At 73.5% G+C, this 17,984-nt stretch carries 16 protein-coding genes; 11 read left to right on the top strand and 5 right to left on the bottom strand.

The window, feature by feature from the left end:
• Window positions 1–42: 42 nt before the first annotated feature.
• From HHX40_RS10665 to HHX40_RS10630, 8 genes are all read left to right on the top strand, one after another.
• The gene (locus HHX40_RS10665) at window positions 43–774 is read left to right on the top strand and encodes an alpha/beta hydrolase (protein WP_182880426.1); all 732 of its coding nucleotides are present in this window, start codon (window positions 43–45) and stop codon (window positions 772–774) included.
• Between the two features lie 24 nt (window positions 775–798).
• Window positions 799–1,701, top strand: a complete 903-nt coding sequence (locus HHX40_RS10660) for a LysR family transcriptional regulator (protein ID WP_111699485.1) — start codon at window positions 799–801, stop codon at window positions 1,699–1,701.
• Window positions 1,702–1,917: 216 nt separating this feature from the next.
• Window positions 1,918–3,630, top strand: coding sequence for an ABC transporter substrate-binding protein (locus HHX40_RS10655; RefSeq protein ID WP_182880425.1), 1,713 nt, complete (start codon window positions 1,918–1,920; stop codon window positions 3,628–3,630).
• 4 nt (window positions 3,631–3,634) lie between these two features.
• Window positions 3,635–4,570, top strand: a complete 936-nt coding sequence (locus HHX40_RS10650; RefSeq protein ID WP_310738029.1) for an ABC transporter permease — start codon at window positions 3,635–3,637, stop codon at window positions 4,568–4,570.
• The gene (locus tag HHX40_RS10645; RefSeq protein WP_310738028.1) at window positions 4,567–5,457 is read left to right on the top strand and encodes an ABC transporter permease; all 891 of its coding nucleotides are present in this window, start codon (window positions 4,567–4,569) and stop codon (window positions 5,455–5,457) included. The genes HHX40_RS10650 and HHX40_RS10645 overlap by 4 nt, the downstream gene beginning before the upstream one ends.
• The gene (locus HHX40_RS10640; RefSeq protein WP_182880424.1) at window positions 5,454–7,364 is read left to right on the top strand and encodes an ABC transporter ATP-binding protein; all 1,911 of its coding nucleotides are present in this window, start codon (window positions 5,454–5,456) and stop codon (window positions 7,362–7,364) included. The genes HHX40_RS10645 and HHX40_RS10640 overlap by 4 nt, the downstream gene beginning before the upstream one ends.
• A complete protein-coding gene (locus HHX40_RS10635) occupies window positions 7,361–8,173 on the top strand; it encodes an SDR family NAD(P)-dependent oxidoreductase (RefSeq protein ID WP_182880423.1) in 813 nt (270 codons plus the stop codon). Before HHX40_RS10640 ends, HHX40_RS10635 begins: the two co-directional genes overlap by 4 nt.
• Before the next feature lie 46 nt (window positions 8,174–8,219).
• Complete coding sequence (locus tag HHX40_RS10630; RefSeq protein ID WP_111699481.1) at window positions 8,220–8,645, top strand: ester cyclase; 426 nt, start codon at window positions 8,220–8,222, stop codon at window positions 8,643–8,645.
• 137 nt (window positions 8,646–8,782) lie between these two features.
• Here the strand turns inward: HHX40_RS10630 and HHX40_RS10625 are convergent, their stop codons facing one another.
• Window positions 8,783–9,292: an enoyl-CoA hydratase-related protein gene (locus HHX40_RS10625; RefSeq protein WP_220498997.1), complete on the bottom strand. Its 510-nt coding sequence runs from the start codon at window positions 9,290–9,292 to the stop codon at window positions 8,783–8,785.
• Between the two features lie 58 nt (window positions 9,293–9,350).
• Between HHX40_RS10625 and HHX40_RS10620 the strand changes: the two genes are divergently transcribed.
• On the top strand, window positions 9,351–10,613 hold the full coding sequence (locus HHX40_RS10620) for an RNA-guided endonuclease InsQ/TnpB family protein (protein ID WP_182880810.1): 1,263 nt from the start codon (window positions 9,351–9,353) through the stop codon (window positions 10,611–10,613).
• Window positions 10,603–11,097: a hypothetical protein gene (locus HHX40_RS10615; protein ID WP_220498996.1), complete on the top strand. Its 495-nt coding sequence runs from the start codon at window positions 10,603–10,605 to the stop codon at window positions 11,095–11,097. Before HHX40_RS10620 ends, HHX40_RS10615 begins: the two co-directional genes overlap by 11 nt.
• Window positions 11,098–11,248: 151 nt before the next feature.
• On the opposite strand, the gene HHX40_RS36480 is transcribed toward HHX40_RS10615, so the two are convergent.
• From HHX40_RS36480 to HHX40_RS10600, 3 genes are all read right to left on the bottom strand, one after another.
• Window positions 11,249–12,646 (bottom strand): lectin, encoded by a 1,398-nt coding sequence (locus HHX40_RS36480; protein WP_182880422.1) that lies wholly within the window; start codon window positions 12,644–12,646, stop codon window positions 11,249–11,251.
• Between the two features lie 296 nt (window positions 12,647–12,942).
• Window positions 12,943–14,625, bottom strand: a complete 1,683-nt coding sequence (locus tag HHX40_RS10605) for an MBL fold metallo-hydrolase (RefSeq protein ID WP_182880421.1) — start codon at window positions 14,623–14,625, stop codon at window positions 12,943–12,945.
• 22 nt (window positions 14,626–14,647) lie between these two features.
• Window positions 14,648–16,126, bottom strand: coding sequence for an MFS transporter (locus tag HHX40_RS10600; RefSeq protein WP_182880420.1), 1,479 nt, complete (start codon window positions 16,124–16,126; stop codon window positions 14,648–14,650).
• Between the two features lie 79 nt (window positions 16,127–16,205).
• On the opposite strand from HHX40_RS10600, the gene HHX40_RS10595 reads away from it, so the two are divergent.
• A complete protein-coding gene (locus HHX40_RS10595; RefSeq protein ID WP_182880419.1) occupies window positions 16,206–16,874 on the top strand; it encodes a winged helix-turn-helix transcriptional regulator in 669 nt (222 codons plus the stop codon).
• Window positions 16,875–16,904: 30 nt separating this feature from the next.
• Here HHX40_RS10595 and HHX40_RS10590 read toward each other — a convergent pair.
• Window positions 16,905–17,984: alpha/beta fold hydrolase (locus HHX40_RS10590; RefSeq protein WP_182880418.1), on the bottom strand; the 1,080-nt coding region annotated here is incomplete at its 5' end.

Here is a 17,984-nt window from a genome sequence, read left to right as displayed (position 1 = left end):
CACGCGAGCCGCGGGTAGACCGGTGAGCGGGAGGTGAGGCCGATGACCACGCCGGAGCGGAGCCGTCCCCACGCGGAGCCCGAGGAGGGCGTGCGGCACGGCCGGCTGTCCGCGCGTCCCGTGGCCGTGCCGCGGGCGGCGTCGCCTCCCGAGCCCGGAACCCACCGCCTCGACGGCCGCGCCCTGCTGCACGTGCCGCCCGGCCTCGGGGACGGGCCGGCCCCGCTCGCCGTGGTGCTGCACGGCGCGGGCGGCACGGCGGAACAGGCGCTGGAGTGGCTGGCCCCCGAGGCGACCCGTCTCGGGGTGCCGCTGCTCGCGCCGCAGGCCGTCTCGGCCACCTGGGACGTGATCGTCGGCGGTTACGGCGCGGACGTGTCGAGGATCGACGCCACCCTGGAGGAGACGTTCGCCCGCGTGGCCGTCGAACTCGGCGGCGTGGCCGTCGCCGGGTTCTCCGACGGCGCCTCCTACGCGCTGTCGCTGGGGCTGGCCAACGGCGATCTGTTCCATGCCGTGCTGGCGTTCTCTCCCGGCTTCATGGCTCCGATGATCCGGCACGGCCGGCCCCGCGTCTTCGTCTCGCACGGCACCTCCGACCGGGTGCTGCCGATCGACCGCTGCAGCAGGCGCCTCGTCCCCGAGTTGCGGGACGGCGGGTACGACGTGACGTACGAGGAGTTCCGCGGCGGGCACCGGGTCCCGCCCGAGGTCGCCGCGGCCGCCGTCCGATGGTGGCGGAACCCTACCCCTGATGGTCCCTTATTCATGTAGGTAATAGGGGTTATTATCGCGGGTATGGGAGCACTGCTCGACCTCGTGCAACTGCGAACGTTCGTGGCCATCGCCGACTGCGGTGGCTTCGGCCGGGCCGCGTCCGCGCTGCGGACCAGCCAGCCGACCGTGAGCCAGCACGTCCGATCGCTGGAACGCGTCATCGGGCAACCGCTGGTGGAGAAGACCGGCAGGTCCACCCGGTTCACCATGGCGGGCGAGACGCTGCTCGTGGAGGCGCGGCGGCTGCTCGCCGTCCACGACGAGGCCCTCTGCCGGCTGGGGGCCGAGCGGACGGCGGGGCTGACCGTCGGCGCCGTCGAGCACGCGGGTTACCAGACGCTGCCCGACCTCCTCGGCGCGCTGATGGCGGCGCTGCCCACGCGGGACGTCGTGTTCCGGCTGGACCGCAGCACCCCCCTGGCCGAGGCGACCCAGAAGGGGACGCTGGACATGGCGCTGATCCTCGGCGTCGTGCCCGGCGTCGGCGGCAGGCAGGTCGCCGCGCTGCCGCTGCGCTGGCTCGCCGCGCCGGGCTGGTTCCTCCCGCCGCCGGACCGGCCGGTGCCGCTGGTGGCCTTCCAGGAGCCGTGCGCCCTGCGGCGGCAGGCCGTGAGCGTGCTGGAGGGGCTCGGCTGGCCGGTGCGGATCACCACGGAGGCGGTCAACCTGGAGGGTGTGCTGGCCGCGGCACGCGCCCGGCTCGGCATCGCCCTGCTGCCCACCGCGTTCGGCGTGCCGAAGGGCCTGGAGGAGATCACTCCGCTGCCCGCGCAGGACCCGGTCGGGCTGCGCCTGCTGAGCAGGCGAGGGCTCGACCCGGAGATCGAGTCGAGTGCCTGCGCGGCCCTGCGTGAATTCTTCTCCTCGGTCGCGGAATTCCCCGGCGCGCTCGCCGCACAGGTTGCCATAGGGAATTCGAATTGATTTCAATCGGCATCGCAAATGGGTCGGTGACAATGGCGTAATAAGTTGACCGTCGCGTTTTGTCGTGGTGTGATTCCGTCGATGTCCTGAATTCTCCTGGTCCGCGGGACGGGAATTCGCCAATCGATCCGCCGGTTCCGCCGGGTTCCGGCTATTTCGGCGCGCCCGCGTGCCCCGCTCTCTCCTTTTCCCATCGCGACAGAAAAGGCCTCACCGATGTCAGTGAGCGACGACACCGCCACCCAAGTGGACGACGAACCGGCCGGGCGGCGGGGCAGCCTGCGGTCCAGGCGTCCGGCGGTCGTGGCGGCCGCCCTGGTTGCGGCCGCGGCCATCGTCCTCGTCCTGGTCGTCACGACAGGCGGACGGGACGAGCCGTCCGCCGGACGGGCCGGCGCGGCCGGCCCGGTGGCCGGCGGCACCCTCACCTACGCGCTCGCCGGCACGCAGGTGTCGCTCGACCCCGCGGTGGCGGCCACCGCGGTGACCGGCCTGATCGACCGCAACATCTTCGACTCCCTGGTCGTGCAGACCGGTCCCGCCACCTTCGGGCCCTGGCTCGCCACGAAGTGGGCCGTGTCCGGAGACGGACGGACCTACACGTTCACCCTCAGGGACGGCGTCACCTTCCACGACGGCACGCCTTTCACCGCCGAGGCGGTGAAGGCGACGCTCGACCACGTGGTGGACCCGGCCACCAAGTCGGCCTACGCCGCGTCGCTGATCGCGCCGTACGAGAAGTCGCGGGTGGTGGACGACCACGTCGTCGAGGTGACGCTGAAGCGGCCGTTCACCCCGTTCCTGCAGGCCCTGTCGGTGCCGTACCTCGGCATCCAGAGCCCGGCGGCGCTGGCCAAGCCGGTCGCGGACTATAGCCCGGTCGGCACCGGCCCCTTCTCCTACGTCTCCTGGGAGAAGGACAAGCGGGTCACGCTGCGCAAGAACGCCGCCTACGCCTCGCCGCCCGCCGGTGCGTCCCACCAGGGCGCGGCCTACCTCGACGGCCTCGTGTTCGAGTTCGTCCCAGAGGACGCCACCCGGTACGGCGCGCTCACCAGCGGGCAGGTCCAGGCGATCGCGGGCGTCCCGCCGGTCAACGCCGGCAGGCTGCGGTCGCTCGGGGACTTTGATCTCACCGCGCAGGAGACGCCGGGCCTGAACTACAACCTCTATCTGAACCAGACCCGCGGGCCGCTCAAGGACGTGCGCGTGCGCCGCGCCCTCTCGGCCGCCGTGAACGTCGCCGAACTGGTGAAGAACATCTACTTCGGCCGGTTCCCCGTCGCGCGCAACCCGCTGAGCCGCACGACCGCGGCCTACGACGCGACGGCCGAGAGCGAACTGGCGTCCTACGACCTCGCCGCGGCGGAGCGGCTGCTCGACGAGGCGGGCTGGAAGAAGGGCTCCGACGGCTACCGCGTGAAGGACGGCAAGACCCTCGCCCTCACCTGGCCCTACTGGGCGGAGGGCAACAAGGAGCAGCGCGACGTGCTCGCCGAGGGCGTCCAGGCCCAGGCCAAGCTCGCCGGCATAAAGATCGAACGGCCGGCCGTGGACACCGGCGCGTTCGTGAGCAAGTACCTCATCGGCGGCGAGTACGACCTCGTCGACGTCAGCTTCGCCCGGCCCACGCCCGACGTGCTGCGCTTCGCGTTCGCCTCGGGCAACACCTACGCCAAGGCCGGCGGCAACGTCGCGCTGGTCGACTCGCCGCGGATCGACACCTGGGTGGAGGAGGCGGCGGAGACGTCCGATCCGGCCACCGCCGCGAAGGACTACGCAGCCGTCCAGCACGAGGTGCTCCGGCAGGCGTACGTGCTGCCGCTCTACACGCCGGTGCAGCTCACCGCCTTCTCCGCCAAGGCGCGCGGCGTCGCCTTCGACGCCCAGACCTACCCGGTCTTCCACGGCGTGTGGCTGGGGGCGTGATCCCGTGCCGCCGCTGGCCCGCCGGCTGACCCGCAGGCTGGCGCTGACCCTGTTCGTGCTGTGGGGCGCCGCCACGTTCGCCTTCGCCGGGATGCGGCTGGTGCCCGGCGACCCCGCCCGCGTCATCGCGGGCGGGGTCCAGGCCAACGCCACACCCCAGGTGCTGGACGCGATCCGCGCGGAGTACGGCCTGCAGGAGCCGACCGTCGTGCAGTACGCCCTGTTCCTCGGCCGGCTCCTGCGCGCCGACCTCGGCGGCTCCTACCAGCTGGGCCGGCCGGTGAGCCAGGTGATCGGCGAGCAGATCGGCGCCACCCTGGCGCTCGCGGCGGGGGCGGCCGCCCTCGGCTTCGGCCTCGCGGTGGTGCTCGCCACGCTCACGGCCGGCCGGCCACGCCTGCGGGCGCTGTCGCGCGCCGTCGAGTTCTGCTCGATCTCGACGCCGAACTTCTGGATCGGCATCCTGCTGCTGGCCGCCTTCTCCTTCCACCTGGGCTGGTTCCCCGTGATCGGCGACGACGGCCCGGCCGCGCTGGTGCTGCCGTGCGCCGCGCTCGCGCTGCCCATCGCCGGGGTGCTGGCCCAGGTGACCAGGGAAGGGCTGGAACGCGCCCTGGACCAGCCGTTCGCGCTGACCGCCCGGGCGCGCGGCGCCACCGAGCACCGCATCCGCGTGCGCCACGCGCTGCGGCACGCCGCGCTGCCGGTGCTCACGCTCTCCGGCTGGGTGCTCGGGGAACTGCTCGCCGGCACCGTGGTCGTGGAGACGGTCTTCGCCCGGCAGGGCCTCGGCCACGTCGTCGTGGCGGCGGTGCGCGGCCGGGACTTCCCGGTCGTGACGGGTGTGGTGGTGCTCTCCGCGCTCACCTTCTCCCTGATCAACATCGTCGTCGACCTGCTCTACGGGCTCGCCGACCCGCGGATCGGGGCGGCGGCGTGAGCGCGGTCCCGGACGCGGCGGCGGGCGGGCCGTACGAGCCGACGCGGGCCGGCCTGCCGAAGGTGAGGCTGCCGAGGGTGGGGCTGCCCCGGCCGGGTGTCGCGCTGGCCGTCGCGTTCTTCGCGCTCGTCTGCCTGGCCGCGGCCTTCCCCGGCCTGTTCGCCCACGCGCCCGACCGGGTGGACCCGGCGCTCGCGCTGCGCGGGCCGATGGAGGGGCACCCGCTCGGCACCGACCAGCTCGGCCGTGACGTGCTCGCCCGGCTGGTCTTCGGCGCGCGGCCGTCGCTGCTCGTCGGCGTGGGCTCCACCCTGCTCGCCGGCGTCGTGGGCGCCGCCTGGGGGCTGCTCGCCGCGCTGGGCGGCCGCGTCGCGGGCGAGGCGGCCATGCGGCTGGCCGACGTGCTGCTGTCGTTCCCGGCCGTCCTGATGGCCCTGCTCGTCGTGGCCGTCCTCGGGCCCGGCACCCGCAACGCCGCCCTGGCCATCACCGTCGCCCTCGCGCCGGGGTTCGCCCGGGTCGTGCGCGCGCAGGCGCTGGTCGTCCGCGGCTCGCCGTACGTGCGGGCGGCGGTCGGCCTCGGCCTTGCCCCGGCGCGGATCCTGCTGCGGCACATCGCGCCGAACGTCATCGCGCCCCTGCTGATCCTGGCCACGGTCAACGTCGGCACCGCGCTCATCGCCGGGGCGTCGCTGAGCTTCCTCGGGCTCGGCCCGCAGCCCCCCGCCCCCGAGTGGGGCGCGATGCTCGCCCAGTCGCGCGACTACCTCGACGTGAGCTGGACCCTCGCTCTGTTCCCGGGGGCGGCCATCACGCTGACCGTGCTGTCCGCCACCGTCGCCGGGCGGGCCCTGCAGGCCCGCTACGAAGGACGGGAGGCCCGATGAGCGGCGACCACCCCTCCGCGCCGCTGCTGGAGGTGGCGGGGCTCTCCGTCGGCTTCGCCACCCGGCGCGGCGTCGTGCCGGCCGTGCGGGACGTCGACCTGTCGCTGCGCGCGGGGGAGTGCCTCGCGGTGGTGGGCGAGTCGGGATCGGGCAAGAGCGTCACGGCCCGGGCGCTGCTCGGCCTCGCCGGCGCGGGCGCCCGGGTGACCGCGCGGACGCTGACCTTCGAGGGACGGGACCTGCGCACGCTGGGCGGCGGCCAGTGGCGGCGGCTGCGCGGCCGCCGCATCGGCTACGTCCTGCAGGACGCGCTGACCTCGCTCGACCCGCTCCGCCGGGTCGGCCTGGAGGTGGCGGAGGCCCTGGAGGTGCACGGCCTGGCGCGCCGCGACGACCTCGACGACCAGGTGATCCGGCTGCTCACCGAGGCGGGGGTGCCCGACCCGCACGTGAGGTTCCTGCAGTATCCGCACGAGCTGTCCGGAGGGCTGCGGCAGCGGGCGCTGATCGCCTCCGCCATCGCGGCCGAACCCGCCCTGCTGATCGCGGACGAGCCCACCACGGCACTCGACGTCACCGTGCAGGCGCAGGTGCTCGGCCTGCTGGAGGAGCGGCGGCGGCGGGGCACGGCGCTGCTGCTCATCAGCCACGACCTCGCGGTCGTCGCCCGGCTCGCCGGCCAGATCGCCGTCCTGTTCGCGGGCGTGGTCGTGGAGCGGGGACCGGCGGCGGCCCTGCTGGCGTCTCCCGCCCACCCCTACACCGCCGACCTGCTGGCGGCCGTGCCCGGCCTGGACGGCCCGGACAACCCGGGCGGCGGTCCGGTGCGAGGGCTGCCGATCGTCCGGACCGGACCCCCGGCCGCCACCGGCTGCCCGTACGCCCCGCGCTGCGCGCTCGCCGACGACCGCTGCCGCTCCGAGCCGCCGCCCCCCGTGTCGTACGGAGAGAACGGGCCGGACGGGGAGGACGGGCCGGACGGGGAGGACGGGCCGGACGGGCAGGGCCGGATGGTCCGCTGCTTCCACCCCGGGCGGGCGCGGCCCGCCACCGCCTCCCGAGCGCCGGCGGCGCCGGTCCGGGTGAAGGACCATGCCGTCGTCTCGGTGCGGGGCGTCACCAAGCGCTACCGCTCCCCGGACGGATCGTGGCGTACGGCCGTCGGCGACGTGTCGTTCGACCTGCGCGCGGGGGAGGCGCTCGGCCTGGTCGGCGAGTCGGGGTCGGGGAAGAGCACCACCGCGCGGATCGTGCTGGCGGAGATCGTCCCCGACGCCGGGACGGTGCTGCTCGACGGCGAGCCGTGGACCGGGCTGCGCGAGCGCGACCGGCGCTCGCGGCGCTCCCGGATCCAGCTCGTCGACCAGGACCCGCTGAGCTCGTTCGACCCGCGCTTCACGGTCGAGCGGGTCGTCGGCGAGGCGGTGCCGGGGAGGATGCCGCGACGCCGCAGGCGTGAGCGGGTCGCCGCGCTGCTCGGCCGGGTCGGGCTCGACCCCGCCCTGCTGGACCGCGTGCCCGCCCGGCTGAGCGGCGGCCAGCGCCAGCGGGTCGCGATCGCCCGCGCGCTCGCCCCGGGCCCCGAGGTGATCGTCTGCGACGAGCCGGTGTCCGCGCTCGACGTCACCGTGCAGGCGCAGATCCTGGCCCTGCTCGCCGAGCTGCGGCGCGAGGCCGGGGTCGCGCTGCTGTTCATCTCGCACGACCTGGGCGTCGTCCGCCAGGTCTGCGACCGCGTGGCCGTGATGAAGGACGGAAGGCTGGTCGAGACCGGCGCCGTCGCCGACGTCTTCCGCGCCCCGCGCGCCGCCTACACCGCAGAACTGCTCGCCGCCGTCCCGCGGATCGACGCGGGGCGTACGGCGGGAGCACTCCCGCACGCCGCCCTCAACCTGGAGGCTCCATGACCTCGCCCAACCCCTCCTCCGGCTCCGCTGGCTCCTCGGCCGGCCCGGTTCCGCGCGCCGTCCTCGTGACGGGCGCGGGGTCGGGCATCGGCCGGGCCACCGCCGAGCTGTACGCGGAGCGCGGCGTCGCGGTGCTCGCCGTGGACCACGACGAGTACGCGCTCAAGGAGCTCGCCGTGCTCGACGGCGTGCTGACGCTGGCCGGCGACGTGTCGCGGGAGGAGACCAACCACGCCGCGGTGGATCTGGCGGTCCGCGAGTTCGGCCGCCTCGACGCGGTCGTGCTCAACGCCGGCATCGGCGGCACCCGGCCGTGGGAGTCCCCGGGGGCGGTGGAGGCCGCGGAGCGGATCTTCGCGGTCAACCTCCGGGGCCCGATCCTGGGCATCAGGGCCGCCGTGCCCGCCCTGCGCGCCGCCGGGGGCGGGGCGGTCGTGGTGACCGCGTCCGTGGCCGGGCTGCGCGCCGACCCCGGCAACTGGGCGTACAACGCGTCGAAGGGCGCGCTGATCAACCTCGTCCGCGCCGCGGCCATCGACCACGCGCCCGACGGCATCCGGGTCAACGCCCTCGCCCCGGGGCTCACCTGGACGCGGATCAACGCCGGGGTCCGCCGGGACCCCGTGCTCACCGCCGAGATCGAGCGCCGCATCCCGCTCCAGCGGTTCGCCGAGCCCCGCGAGCAGGCCGAGGCCGTCTGGTTCCTCACCTCGCCCGCCGCGTCGTACGTCACCGGGACCGCCCTGGTCGTCGACGGCGGCCTCGACGCGAGCCTCGGCATCCTCCCGCTGCCGCCCGTACGCCCGTGACCCGCACGCACCGACCACAGCAACCGACAGGAGAAGGAGACCGCCGATGAGCACGACGGAGACGAGCACCACCGAGATCAACCGTACGGTGGCCAGGCGTTTCTACGAGGAGGTCGTCTCGCAGGGGCGGCTCGACGTCCTCGACGAGATCGTCGCCGACGAGGCGACGGACGGCGCGGTGCCCGCCGGGGGCAACCTCGGGCGGGCGGGGTTCGTCCAGCACATCACCTGGCTGCGCTCGGCGGTCGAAGGCGTGACCGCGACCGTGACGGACACCGTCGCCGAGGGCGACCGGGTGGTCGTCTACTGGACCATCGAGGGCGTGCAGCGCGGCGAGGTGTTCGGCGCCCCGCCGAGCGGGCGCCGCTTCAGCGGCCAGAGCATCAGCACGATCCGGTTCCGCGACGGCAGGATCGTGGAGTACGAGGTGCTCCCCGACCGTCTGGGCATCCTGCAGCAGCTCAGCGGCTGAGGCAGCCGTCAAGGAGCGCGGGGAGGGGGCGCTGTGGGGCGCGGCGCCGGCCGCGTCGCGTCCCCACAGCCGGCTCATGCGGCCGGATCGTGCCGCCTGCTCGTGTGGCCGGCTCGCGTGGCCGGCTCGCGTGGCCTTCAGGGCCGGCCGGAGCGGTCGAGGAACCGGCGCAGGCCGTCCCGCACTCCGTCGGTGGGCACGGTGGCGGCGAAACAGGCAGCCTCGACCGCCAGTCCCTCGTCGATCGGCAGGTTGATTCCCCGGGTGACCGACCGAAGGCAGGCCGCGACGGCCGTCGGCGCGTGCCGGGCGATCCGGCCGGCCAGATCCCGCGCGGCGCCGAGCAGGTCGGCGGCGGGCACGACGGCGTTGACCAGTCCGATCTCGGCGGCCCTGGCGGCGGGGATCGGATCGCCGGTAAGGATCATCTCCAGGCCGCGCTTGCGGCCCACGTGGCGCGGCAGCCGCTGGGAACCGCCGAACGGCGGAGGGAACCCGAGGGCGATCTCGGGTTTGGCGAACGTCGGCGCCGCTGGCAGCAGCGGACCGGCATCGGGTTGGTTAAGGTCTCGCGCCGGTCTTTCGTCATGGGCACCAGGTGGGTGTGGGGGTGGACAGCGGCGTCCGGTGCGTAGATCCGGTGTCACTCTTCGTGTGGATTCCGTCACGGTGGTGTAAACCCGAGGGTACGATCAGGGTGTGGAGGTGGCCAGACGGGCTCGTGCGCACGTAGCGCGTCTCGACCTCAGCGCCGCCCAGGTGGCGGTGCTGGACGGTCAGGCGCATACCGCCCGCGCGCTGTGGAATCTGCTGCATGAGTTCTGCACCTTCCGGCAGGGCCGGTTGGCGACGGTGAAGGACTGTGACGCGGCGATCCGGGCGGCGCGCCGGGAGATCGACTGGATGGGCCGGTTGCCCGCCCAGGCGGCGCAGGCGGTGCTGAGAACCTACCGGCAGGCGTGGGCGAACTACTTCAACCCTGCCCATCCCGCAAACCGGCCTACGTTCAAGGGCCGGTTCCGGACCCGGTTGGCGGTGGATGTGCCGCAGGCCCGCGACTTGCAGGTCAAGCGGGTGAACCGGCGGTGGGGTGCGGTCAGTCTGCCGAAGGTCGGGCGGGTGCGGTTCCGGTGGACCAAGAATCTGCCCGGCGTGACCAGGGGCGGCCCTGCCGGGCGGGTCACCGGGGCACGCCTGGTGAAGGACGCCTTCGGCTGGCAGATCGTGTTCCGCACCGAAGCGGTGGTCGCGGCGGCCCCGGCCGCGCACCCCGGCCCTGGGGTGGGGATCGACCGGGGGATCACCGTCGCCCTGGCGTTGTCGGACGGCACCATGCGCGAGCATGGGCCCTGGCTACGTGACGGCGAGCAACAACGCCTGCGCCGGCTGGAGAAGAAGTCGGCCCGCCAGCGCGCCGCTCGTCCTCCCGGGCAGCCGGCCTCGCGTCGGCTGGCCCGCACCTACGACCGGATCGCCCGGCTCCGCGCGACAGCCAAGCGCCGGGCCGTCGACTGGCAGCACCAGACCACCACCGAACTCGCTGACACTTTCAGCGTGGTCGTGGTGGAGGACCTGCGGATTTCGACCATGGTCCGCTCCGCCACCGGCACGATCGAGCGTCCCGGCCGGAACGTGCGGCAGAAGGCCGGGCTGAACCGCGCCATCGCCGGGCAGGCGTGGGGCCGGACGGTCACCCTGCTGGAGTACAAAACCCGTGATCGCGGCGGGCTGGTGGTGAAGGTGCCCGCCCCGGGTACGTCACAGACCTGCCACCGGTGCGGGCACCGTGACCCGGCGGCCCGGGCCGGGATCAGGTACGCCTGTGTCAACCCCGGGTGCGGGTGGGCCGGGCATGCCGACACCAACGCCGCGATCAACATTTACAACGCCGCAGGAACTGTGGTGTCAGGACGTGGAGACCTCGGGGCTGCCCGGTCTGCGAAGCGTCAACCCCCGCGTGTCGCCTGACCGCGACACGACGGGAGAAGCTCCGGCCGTCAGGCCGGGGAGGAGTTCAAGCGATGCCTACCCTGCACAACACAACCCGCTCGGCTGGGTCCTCGACCGGGAGCGGCGTGCCCGCGTCGTCGAGATCGCCCGCGCCGCCGGCTGCCTGATCGTCGAGGACGGCACGGTCACCCGGCTGGAGGAGGCCCGCCGGCGGGACGCCGCCGCCCGGCAGGGCATCGCCCGGGCGGCGTTCGGCGGCATGGACGTCGTCGCCCACCCCGGGTCGTACATCGTCTGGCTCGGCCTGGAGCCGCACCAGCGTCCCGACCATGTGGCGGCCGTGCTGGCGCAGGAGGGGATCCTCGTGTCCACCGCCGACGCGTTCGCCACCGGCGCCTGGAGTCCCCCCGCGATCCGGCTGGCGCTGGCCACGCCGCTCCTGGACGACCTCGGGCCCGCGCTGCGCCGCCTGAGGTCCGCGATCGAGGCGATCCCGCCGTAACCCGCCGTAACCCGCCGTAACCCGCCGTGACCCGCCGTGACCGCCGTAACCACCGTGACCCGCCGTGACCCGCCCGCGCGTCCGGGCCCGGGCCGGGTCTCCGGCACCGGGCTCAGGCGCGGGGTCGCGAGGTCTCAGGTACGGCGGGGTCTCAGGTGCGGGTCCACCGCTGGTTGGCGCCGCCGTTGCACGTCCACATCTGCACCTTGGTGCCGTTGGCCGTCTGGTTGCCGTTCACGTCCAGGCACAGGCCCGACTGGACGCCGACGACGGTGCCGCCGGAGTTGACCGTCCACCGCTGGTTGGCGCCGCCGTTGCAGTCCCAGATGCCCACCGGGGCGCCCGCCGTGGTCCGCTGGTCGAACACGTCGAGGCACTTCGTGCCGCCGAACGTGCGCAGTTCCCCGGAGGAGGTCAGCGACCACTTCTGGCCCGCGCCGCCGTTGCAGTCGTAGATCTGGAGGGTCGAGCCGTTGTTCGCGGCCCCGCCGGCGACGTCGAGGCAGCGCCCCGACTGGGCGCCGACCAGCGTGAAGCTCTGCGGCGGAGTCGACGTGGCCGCCCAGGTGCCGGTCGCCGTGTCGATGGTCCAGGAGTCGTAGAACGCGCTCATCGAGGCGGTGGAGCCGCTGATCGAGAGCGGCAGCCAGACGGGCGTCGAGCTGTTGAGGTCGTTGGGGTTCCACCGGTCGCCGACGTAGACGTACGTGGTGCCCGACGACCCCGTCACCGGCACGACGGAGGAGGTCTGCGAGTCGAACGTGCGGCTGCCGTTGGGGGCGAACGTGGTGAAGCCGCTCCACGGCCCGGACAGGGAGGTCGCGGTGGCGTACGCGTTGTCGTTGGTCGACCAGCCCGTCAGGTGCGAGGCGAACAGGAAGTATCGTCCGTTCACCTTGACCATCGCCGGGGACTCCAGGTCGGCGAGCACCGCCGTCGTGCTCACCGCCTGGGTGTAGTCGGCGGACAGCCGGTCGATGCGCAGGCCGTGGGCGCGGTCCTCGGTCAGCAGGTACGCCGTGCCGTCGTCGTCCTTGAACAGGCCCAGGTCCCGGCTCTCGAACCCGAGCGGACGCGAGGAGCCGCGGTAGGTGTACGGCCCGCACGGTGTCGGGCTGGTGGCCACCCCGGCCCGCGCGTCCCCGTAGGAGGAGTTGTCGATGTGCACCCACATCACGTACTGGCCGGTCGACGAGTTGTAGATCACCTTCGGCCGCTCGACGATGCGCCCGGCGGCGAGGTCTCCGCTGCTCTGCCGGCTCAGCGCGTTGCCCTGCCGGGTCCAGGTGGCCAGGTCGGTCGAGGAGTAGCAGGCGACCGCGGTGAACGTCGCGCCCGCGCTCTTGTCCTCGCCGACCATGTAGTACGTCGAACCGACCTTGAACACCCCGGCGCCGTGCGCCTGCAGCCGGTTGCCCGCCGTGTCGTACCACAGGACGCCGGGGCGAAGCGTCGCGGGGGCGGCGAAGACCGGTGCGGGCATGATCAGCCCGGCGATCGTCAGGACGGCCGTGCCGAGCGCCGTGAGCCACGCGCGCATGCGTCTCATGGGTGCCTCACCTGGGTGGACGGGACGGGCGGGGCCGCGATCGGCGCCGCCCCGCCGGCCAGGCCCGGACGGGGGCCGCGGTGAGGAACCAGGCGAAGCGTTGGCGTCACGTGGCCGCGGAGGCGGAGCGTCGATCTTCGGCTTCGGGCGTCCCCGGACCATAGACGCGGTCCGGGGACGGGGGCAACGGCCGGCCCGCCCCGCCGGCTCGCCCACCCGCGATGACCTCGCCCCCGGCCGTCCGCCCCGCCCGGGACAGCCGAAACTTTCACGTCCGGCGCCGCCGAGTGCCGGGATCAGCCGGCCGGTTCCAGTTCGAGGCCGGCGAGCGAGGCGTAGTGCATGAACTTGAACGGGTTGAGCATCTGGTTCCGCGCGACCATCGACTGCAGCAGGCTCTGCCGCAGGCCGGCGAGCTCGGGAACGCCGGGGTGGCTGAGCAGGCCGAGGTCGACGATGTGCAGGGCCAGTGGGTGCTCGCCGCGCCGGGCGAGTTCGAGTCCCGCCGTGACGAAGGCCGAGGCGCTCCTGCCACCCAGCAGGTCCAGGGCGGCCGACAGTTCGCCGGACGTGAACCGTTCGACTCCCTCACCGCTCCGGTGCCAGTATCCGGTCCGCTGGCGGTGCACGCGCTGGATGAAGTTGTCGCGGGTGACCAGGTAGGGCATGACCGAGGCGGGATGGTCCCTGAGGCTCGCCGGAAGATGGTCGAGCCGAAGGATCTCGGTGAGCGTCAGACCGTCCGAGATCCCGGCCGTGATGACCCCCTCCAGGTCGCGCAGTGCCGCCAGCAGCCCGGGGAAGGCCTCGATCGTGTAGTTCTCGGTCAGCGCGGGATGCCCGTGGACGAGCTTGCGCGGGTGCAGGTCCATGACCGTCTGCATGGCTTGGAACAGGCCCTGCGGGGAGCCTTCCGCGAGGGTCGGCGCGCCGAGATAGGGCATGCACATGTCGCCGGTGAAGGCCACTTCCAGGCTTGGGAGGTGAACGACCAGCCCGTCCTCGGTCTCGCCTCCCGGAATCGGGACGAGGGTGAAGTCCACTCCGCCGATCGTCAGCTTCTCCACGTCGTGCACGAGCCGATCGGGCTCGACCCGGGCGCGGCGGTCGTGCCCGATCGGGAGGTAGTAGCCGAGCGGCGGCGGGCCGGAGCTCTGGAGCGCGAGTTCGTGGGGGAAGTTCGCCTGGGCGATCACCTCGGCACCGTCGGCCGTGAGCGCGTCGAGTCCGCCGACATGGTCCCAGTGGGCATGCGTGAGGATCACGTGCGTGACCGGCAGGTCGGTGATCTCGCGTAGATCGCGGAGGGCCGCGGCCGCGTGCTCGGGTGTGCTCGCGGCGTCGACGGCGACCACCCCGGTGCCGGTGACGACGAAGCCGACATCGGCGAAGTCGTAACCCTGCGCCACGTGGACGCCCGGCGCGTGTTCGACCATGCGCCGGGGGACGAAACGGAACCCGTCTTCGGGGCTCCCCCAGTGGTCGGTGATCAGGTGGTCGGTGGCCGGGTCACCGGCGCGCCCGCGCGCCCGTGCGGCCTCCTCGGTACGGCCGAGCAGGTCGTACGCGCGTGACAGCGCGGCGTGGACGGGCCGCATGAAGCCCGGCGGGAACTGGTCCTTGACCATGAGGACGAACTCCAGGTCCGCCACGACGGTCTCCGCGCGGCCCGCGCATCCGGGCAGACCGGCCAGGGAGGTTCCGCGGTAGTAGTGGGGCAGCCCGAGGTCCAGGGAGGTGGCGGCGTCGAGCTTGGCGATCGCCGCCCCGGCCTGGCCGTCCAGACGGGCCTGGAAGGCGCCGGAGAGCGCCAGCAGGAGCCCGTCGCCCGGCGTCCGGGACGACAGGTCCGAGAAGAACTCGAACCCCTCCATGTCGAGCCCGGCGTCCCTGAACTGGTTCGCCAGCACGATCCTGACGCGCCGGTCCGCGTTCGGCCACGTGGCCACCTGGGAGAGCGCCGCGATCTCACCGTTCATGTCTCTTCTCCTGATCGTGTCGTCAGCCGGCCGGGTGCCGGTCGGCCGCATCCGGCGTGCCGGTCGCGCCGGGGCGTGGCCGGCGGATGAGTGCGAGGGCGAGGGCGGCACCCGCCGCGGTGGCGATCATGAACCACCGGACGTCGTCGTGGGCGCCGATCACGGTGGACGCTGTGGGGGTGCCGAAGACGGCGACGAAGGCGGCGACGCCGAGGGCCGAACCGATCTGGCGGAACATGGTCTGGGCGCCGATGCCGGTGGCCAGCGTCCGTGGCGCCAGGGTGGAGGTGGCGGCGATCGTGAACGCGGGCAGGGCCAGGCCCACTCCGCTGCCGCCGATGAGCATGGCGGGGAGGAACAGGGACCAGTAGGCGGGCTCCGCTCCGATGAACGCGACCCACATCACCGAACCGGTTCCGAACAGCAGGGCGCCCGCGCCGCCGACGAGTCCGGGCCCGACGCGCTGCGCGAGCCTGCCGGCGAACGGCGCGCACACCGCGGCCGCCACGGGTCCGGGAGTCAGGGCCAGCCCGGCCCGCAGGATCGAGTAGTGCCAGGTCCCGGTGAGGAAGAGCACGTTGGCGAGCAGCATCGCCGAGAACGCGGCGGAGAACAGGGCCGCCGACAGGCTCGACAGCGCGAACGCCGGGACGCGCACGATGCTCAGCTCCAGGACCGGGGCGCGGTGACGCCGGGAGCGCGCCGCGAACACGGCCGTGAGCACGACGGCGGCGGCGAAGCAGCCGATGACCCGCCCGTCCCAGTGCCACGAGTGCCCCTGGACGAGGCCGAGATTGGCGAGGGAGACGGCGGCGACGAGGACGACGGTGCCGAGACCGTCGGGCAGCGGCGGACGGGCGGGATCGCGGATCTCGGGCAGCACGCGATACGCGCCGGCGAGCACGATCACGGTCAGCGGAACGTTGACGATGAAGATCCAGTGCCAGCCGACCTGAGTGAGGAGCCCGCCCAGCGACGGGCCCGAGGCGGCGCCCACCGCGCCCAGGGCGGACCAGGCGCCGATCGCGGCCGCCCGGCGCCGCGGTGGGATGGAGGGCAGCAGAAGGCCGAGTGAGGCCGGGGTGACCGCGGCGGCTCCGGCTCCCTGCAGGACGCGGGCGGCGATGAGGAACCCGAGGGACGGTGCGATCGCGCACAGGGCCGACCCCAGGCCGAACGCGAGCAGGCCGGCCGTGAAGACCCGGCGCCGGCCGACGACGTCGCCGAGTCTGCCGGCGGGCACCAGCAGAGCGGCGAAGACGATCGCGTAGGCGTTCAGGACCCAGGACACGTCGGCGACGGTGGAGTGCGCGAAGTCGGCCTGAATCGCCGGGACGGCGATGTTGACGATGAACACGTCGAGCGTGGAGACGAACACCGCCAGCGCCAGCACGGCGAAGACGGCACGTGGGTGACCGGCGCCCGGGGGCGGGGTGAAGGGAGGCGGGCCTGAGGACGGATCCGCGTCCGCGGCGGCGGCTCGCCTGTCGAGAGTAGCCATGGACGTACTTCTAAAGTGCTTAGACAAGAAAGTCAAGCAACTGTGTGATTCTCTCAAGTCCTCCTGGTAGGCTGGGGTCGTGCGCTCCTATGGTCAGTACTGCTCCGTGGCCAAAGCCCTCGACGTCATCGGTGATCGGTGGACGCTGTTGATCGTTCGTGAGCTTCTGGCCCGTGGTCCCTCCCGCTACACCGACCTGCGCTCCGGGCTGCCGGGAATCGCCACCAACCTGCTCGCGGACCGTCTGCGCGACATGGAGGCCGCCGGTCTCGTGGAACGCGAGGACGCCCCGCCTCCGATCGCCACCACCTTGTTCCGGCTCACCGATCGCGGAGGCGAACTGGAGCCGGTCCTTTCCGCGCTCGGCCGCTGGGGCGTGCCCCTGATGCGCGACTACCGGCCCGAGGACGCCTTCCTCGGCCAGTGGCTGCGCCTCCCGGTGCGGATGTTCCTCGCCGACCACGAACCCGATCGGCCCTCGGTCTCGATCCAGATCCGCGCCGGGGACCAGGCGGTGGTGATCGACGCCGACGGCGGCCGGGTCTCGCTCCGACTGGGAGCCGACCCGGACGCCGACGCGACGATCACCGGCCCGCCACCGCGCGTCCTCGCCCTCTTCAGCGGCAGCGTCGCCCTCGATGACGCCGAAGAGCAGGGGCTGCTGGTCACCGGCTCCCGCGAGGCCGTCCAGCGGGTCCTGCCCCGCGCGGGAAGAGCCGCCGGCGCGGACGGGACCGCCTCCGCCTGATCTGACCTGTCCCGGCGGCCGAGAGACGGCTCACGCCGCCGGCTCGTCGAGGCGGAGCGTGCCGATCCAGGTGCGGATCGCCTCCGCGGTCGTGCCCGCGTGCTCCTCCAGCGTGGTGAAGTGGTCGCCGGGGATGTCGGCCGTCTCGTGCGACACCGGCCAGTACGCCTGCCAGCGCGCCGGGGCGGCCGGGTCGACCGTGGTGCCGCGCAGCGGCTCCACGGCCCGCAGCAGCAGGATCGGCGTGTCCAGGGGCTTCGGCTGCCAGCCGATGAACAACCGGTTGTAGGCGCCCATCGTCGTCAGCCTGGTGTCGTGCAGCGTCATGTCGAAGCGGTCGATGCGTTCGAGCATGCCGCCGATCATGGCGCCCTGCCACCACTCCATGCCCTCCTGGGCGGAGGCGTCGATCGGATAGCTGTCGATCAGCGCCAGCCCTGCCGGTCGAAGGCCCTGCTCCTCCAGCGCGAGGGTCACGGCGTGCGCCACGGCGCCGCCCATGGAACGGCCGACGACCACGAACGGCTCGTCGTCGGCCACGCACCGGCGCAGGCCCTCGACGTTCATCTGGATCAGCGTCTCCAGTGAGCCGGGCAGCAGGTCGTCCTCCCCGTCGGTGAACCCCGGCGACGGCACGACGTACACGTTCCGGTCGTCCCGGAACGCCTGCCCGAACCGGGAGTACTCGTGCGGCCCGGAGATCGCGCTGAGCGCGGGGAAGCAGACCACGGAGACGCGGCCGGGCCCGGTCGCGAGCCTGACCGGGGGCAGCGCGTGCCGGTCCCGGTCCGGTGCGGCGAAGTGCTCGCGTACGTGCGACGCCGCGACCAGCAGCCCCGCCGCCTCGTCGTGCTTGCCCGTCTCGTGCATGCGGCGGTGCAGCGCGGCGAGCCCTCCCGCCGGAGCCGCTCCGGTACGGCGGGCCGCACCGGCCGGGTCCTCGGCGGAGCCGGGCAGCTCACGGTCGAGGTACGCCGCGACGGCCTCGGGGGTGGGGTGGTCGAAGGTGAGGGTGGCGGGGAGTCGGAGGTTGGTTGTGGTGGTGAGGCGGTTGCGGAGTTCGACGGCGGTGAGGGAGTCGAGGCCGAGTTCGATGAGGGGGCGGTCGGG

Source organism: Microbispora sp. H10949, assembly GCF_014161435.1.
GTDB classification, from domain to species: domain Bacteria; phylum Actinomycetota; class Actinomycetes; order Streptosporangiales; family Streptosporangiaceae; genus Microbispora; species Microbispora triticiradicis.
Note: the sequence above shows the minus strand (reverse complement) of the source record. Positions and strands in the feature narration are given on the sequence as shown.

What these genes read in the sequence shown, in the direction of transcription:
- HHX40_RS10665 (WP_182880426.1), top strand. Translation starts at nt 43, where the DNA reads ATGACCACGCCGGAGCGGAGCCGTCCCCACGCGGAGCCCGAGGAGGGC.
- HHX40_RS10660 (WP_111699485.1), top strand. Translation starts at nt 799, where the DNA reads ATGGGAGCACTGCTCGACCTCGTGCAACTGCGAACGTTCGTGGCCATC.
- HHX40_RS10655 (WP_182880425.1), top strand. Translation starts at nt 1,918, where the DNA reads ATGTCAGTGAGCGACGACACCGCCACCCAAGTGGACGACGAACCGGCC.
- HHX40_RS10640 (WP_182880424.1), top strand. Translation starts at nt 5,454, where the DNA reads ATGAGCGGCGACCACCCCTCCGCGCCGCTGCTGGAGGTGGCGGGGCTC.
- HHX40_RS10635 (WP_182880423.1), top strand. Translation starts at nt 7,361, where the DNA reads ATGACCTCGCCCAACCCCTCCTCCGGCTCCGCTGGCTCCTCGGCCGGC.
- HHX40_RS10630 (WP_111699481.1), top strand. Translation starts at nt 8,220, where the DNA reads ATGAGCACGACGGAGACGAGCACCACCGAGATCAACCGTACGGTGGCC.
- HHX40_RS36480 (WP_182880422.1), bottom strand. Translation starts at nt 12,646, where the DNA reads ATGAGACGCATGCGCGCGTGGCTCACGGCGCTCGGCACGGCCGTCCTG.
- HHX40_RS10605 (WP_182880421.1), bottom strand. Translation starts at nt 14,625, where the DNA reads ATGAACGGTGAGATCGCGGCGCTCTCCCAGGTGGCCACGTGGCCGAAC.
- HHX40_RS10600 (WP_182880420.1), bottom strand. Translation starts at nt 16,126, where the DNA reads ATGGCTACTCTCGACAGGCGAGCCGCCGCCGCGGACGCGGATCCGTCC.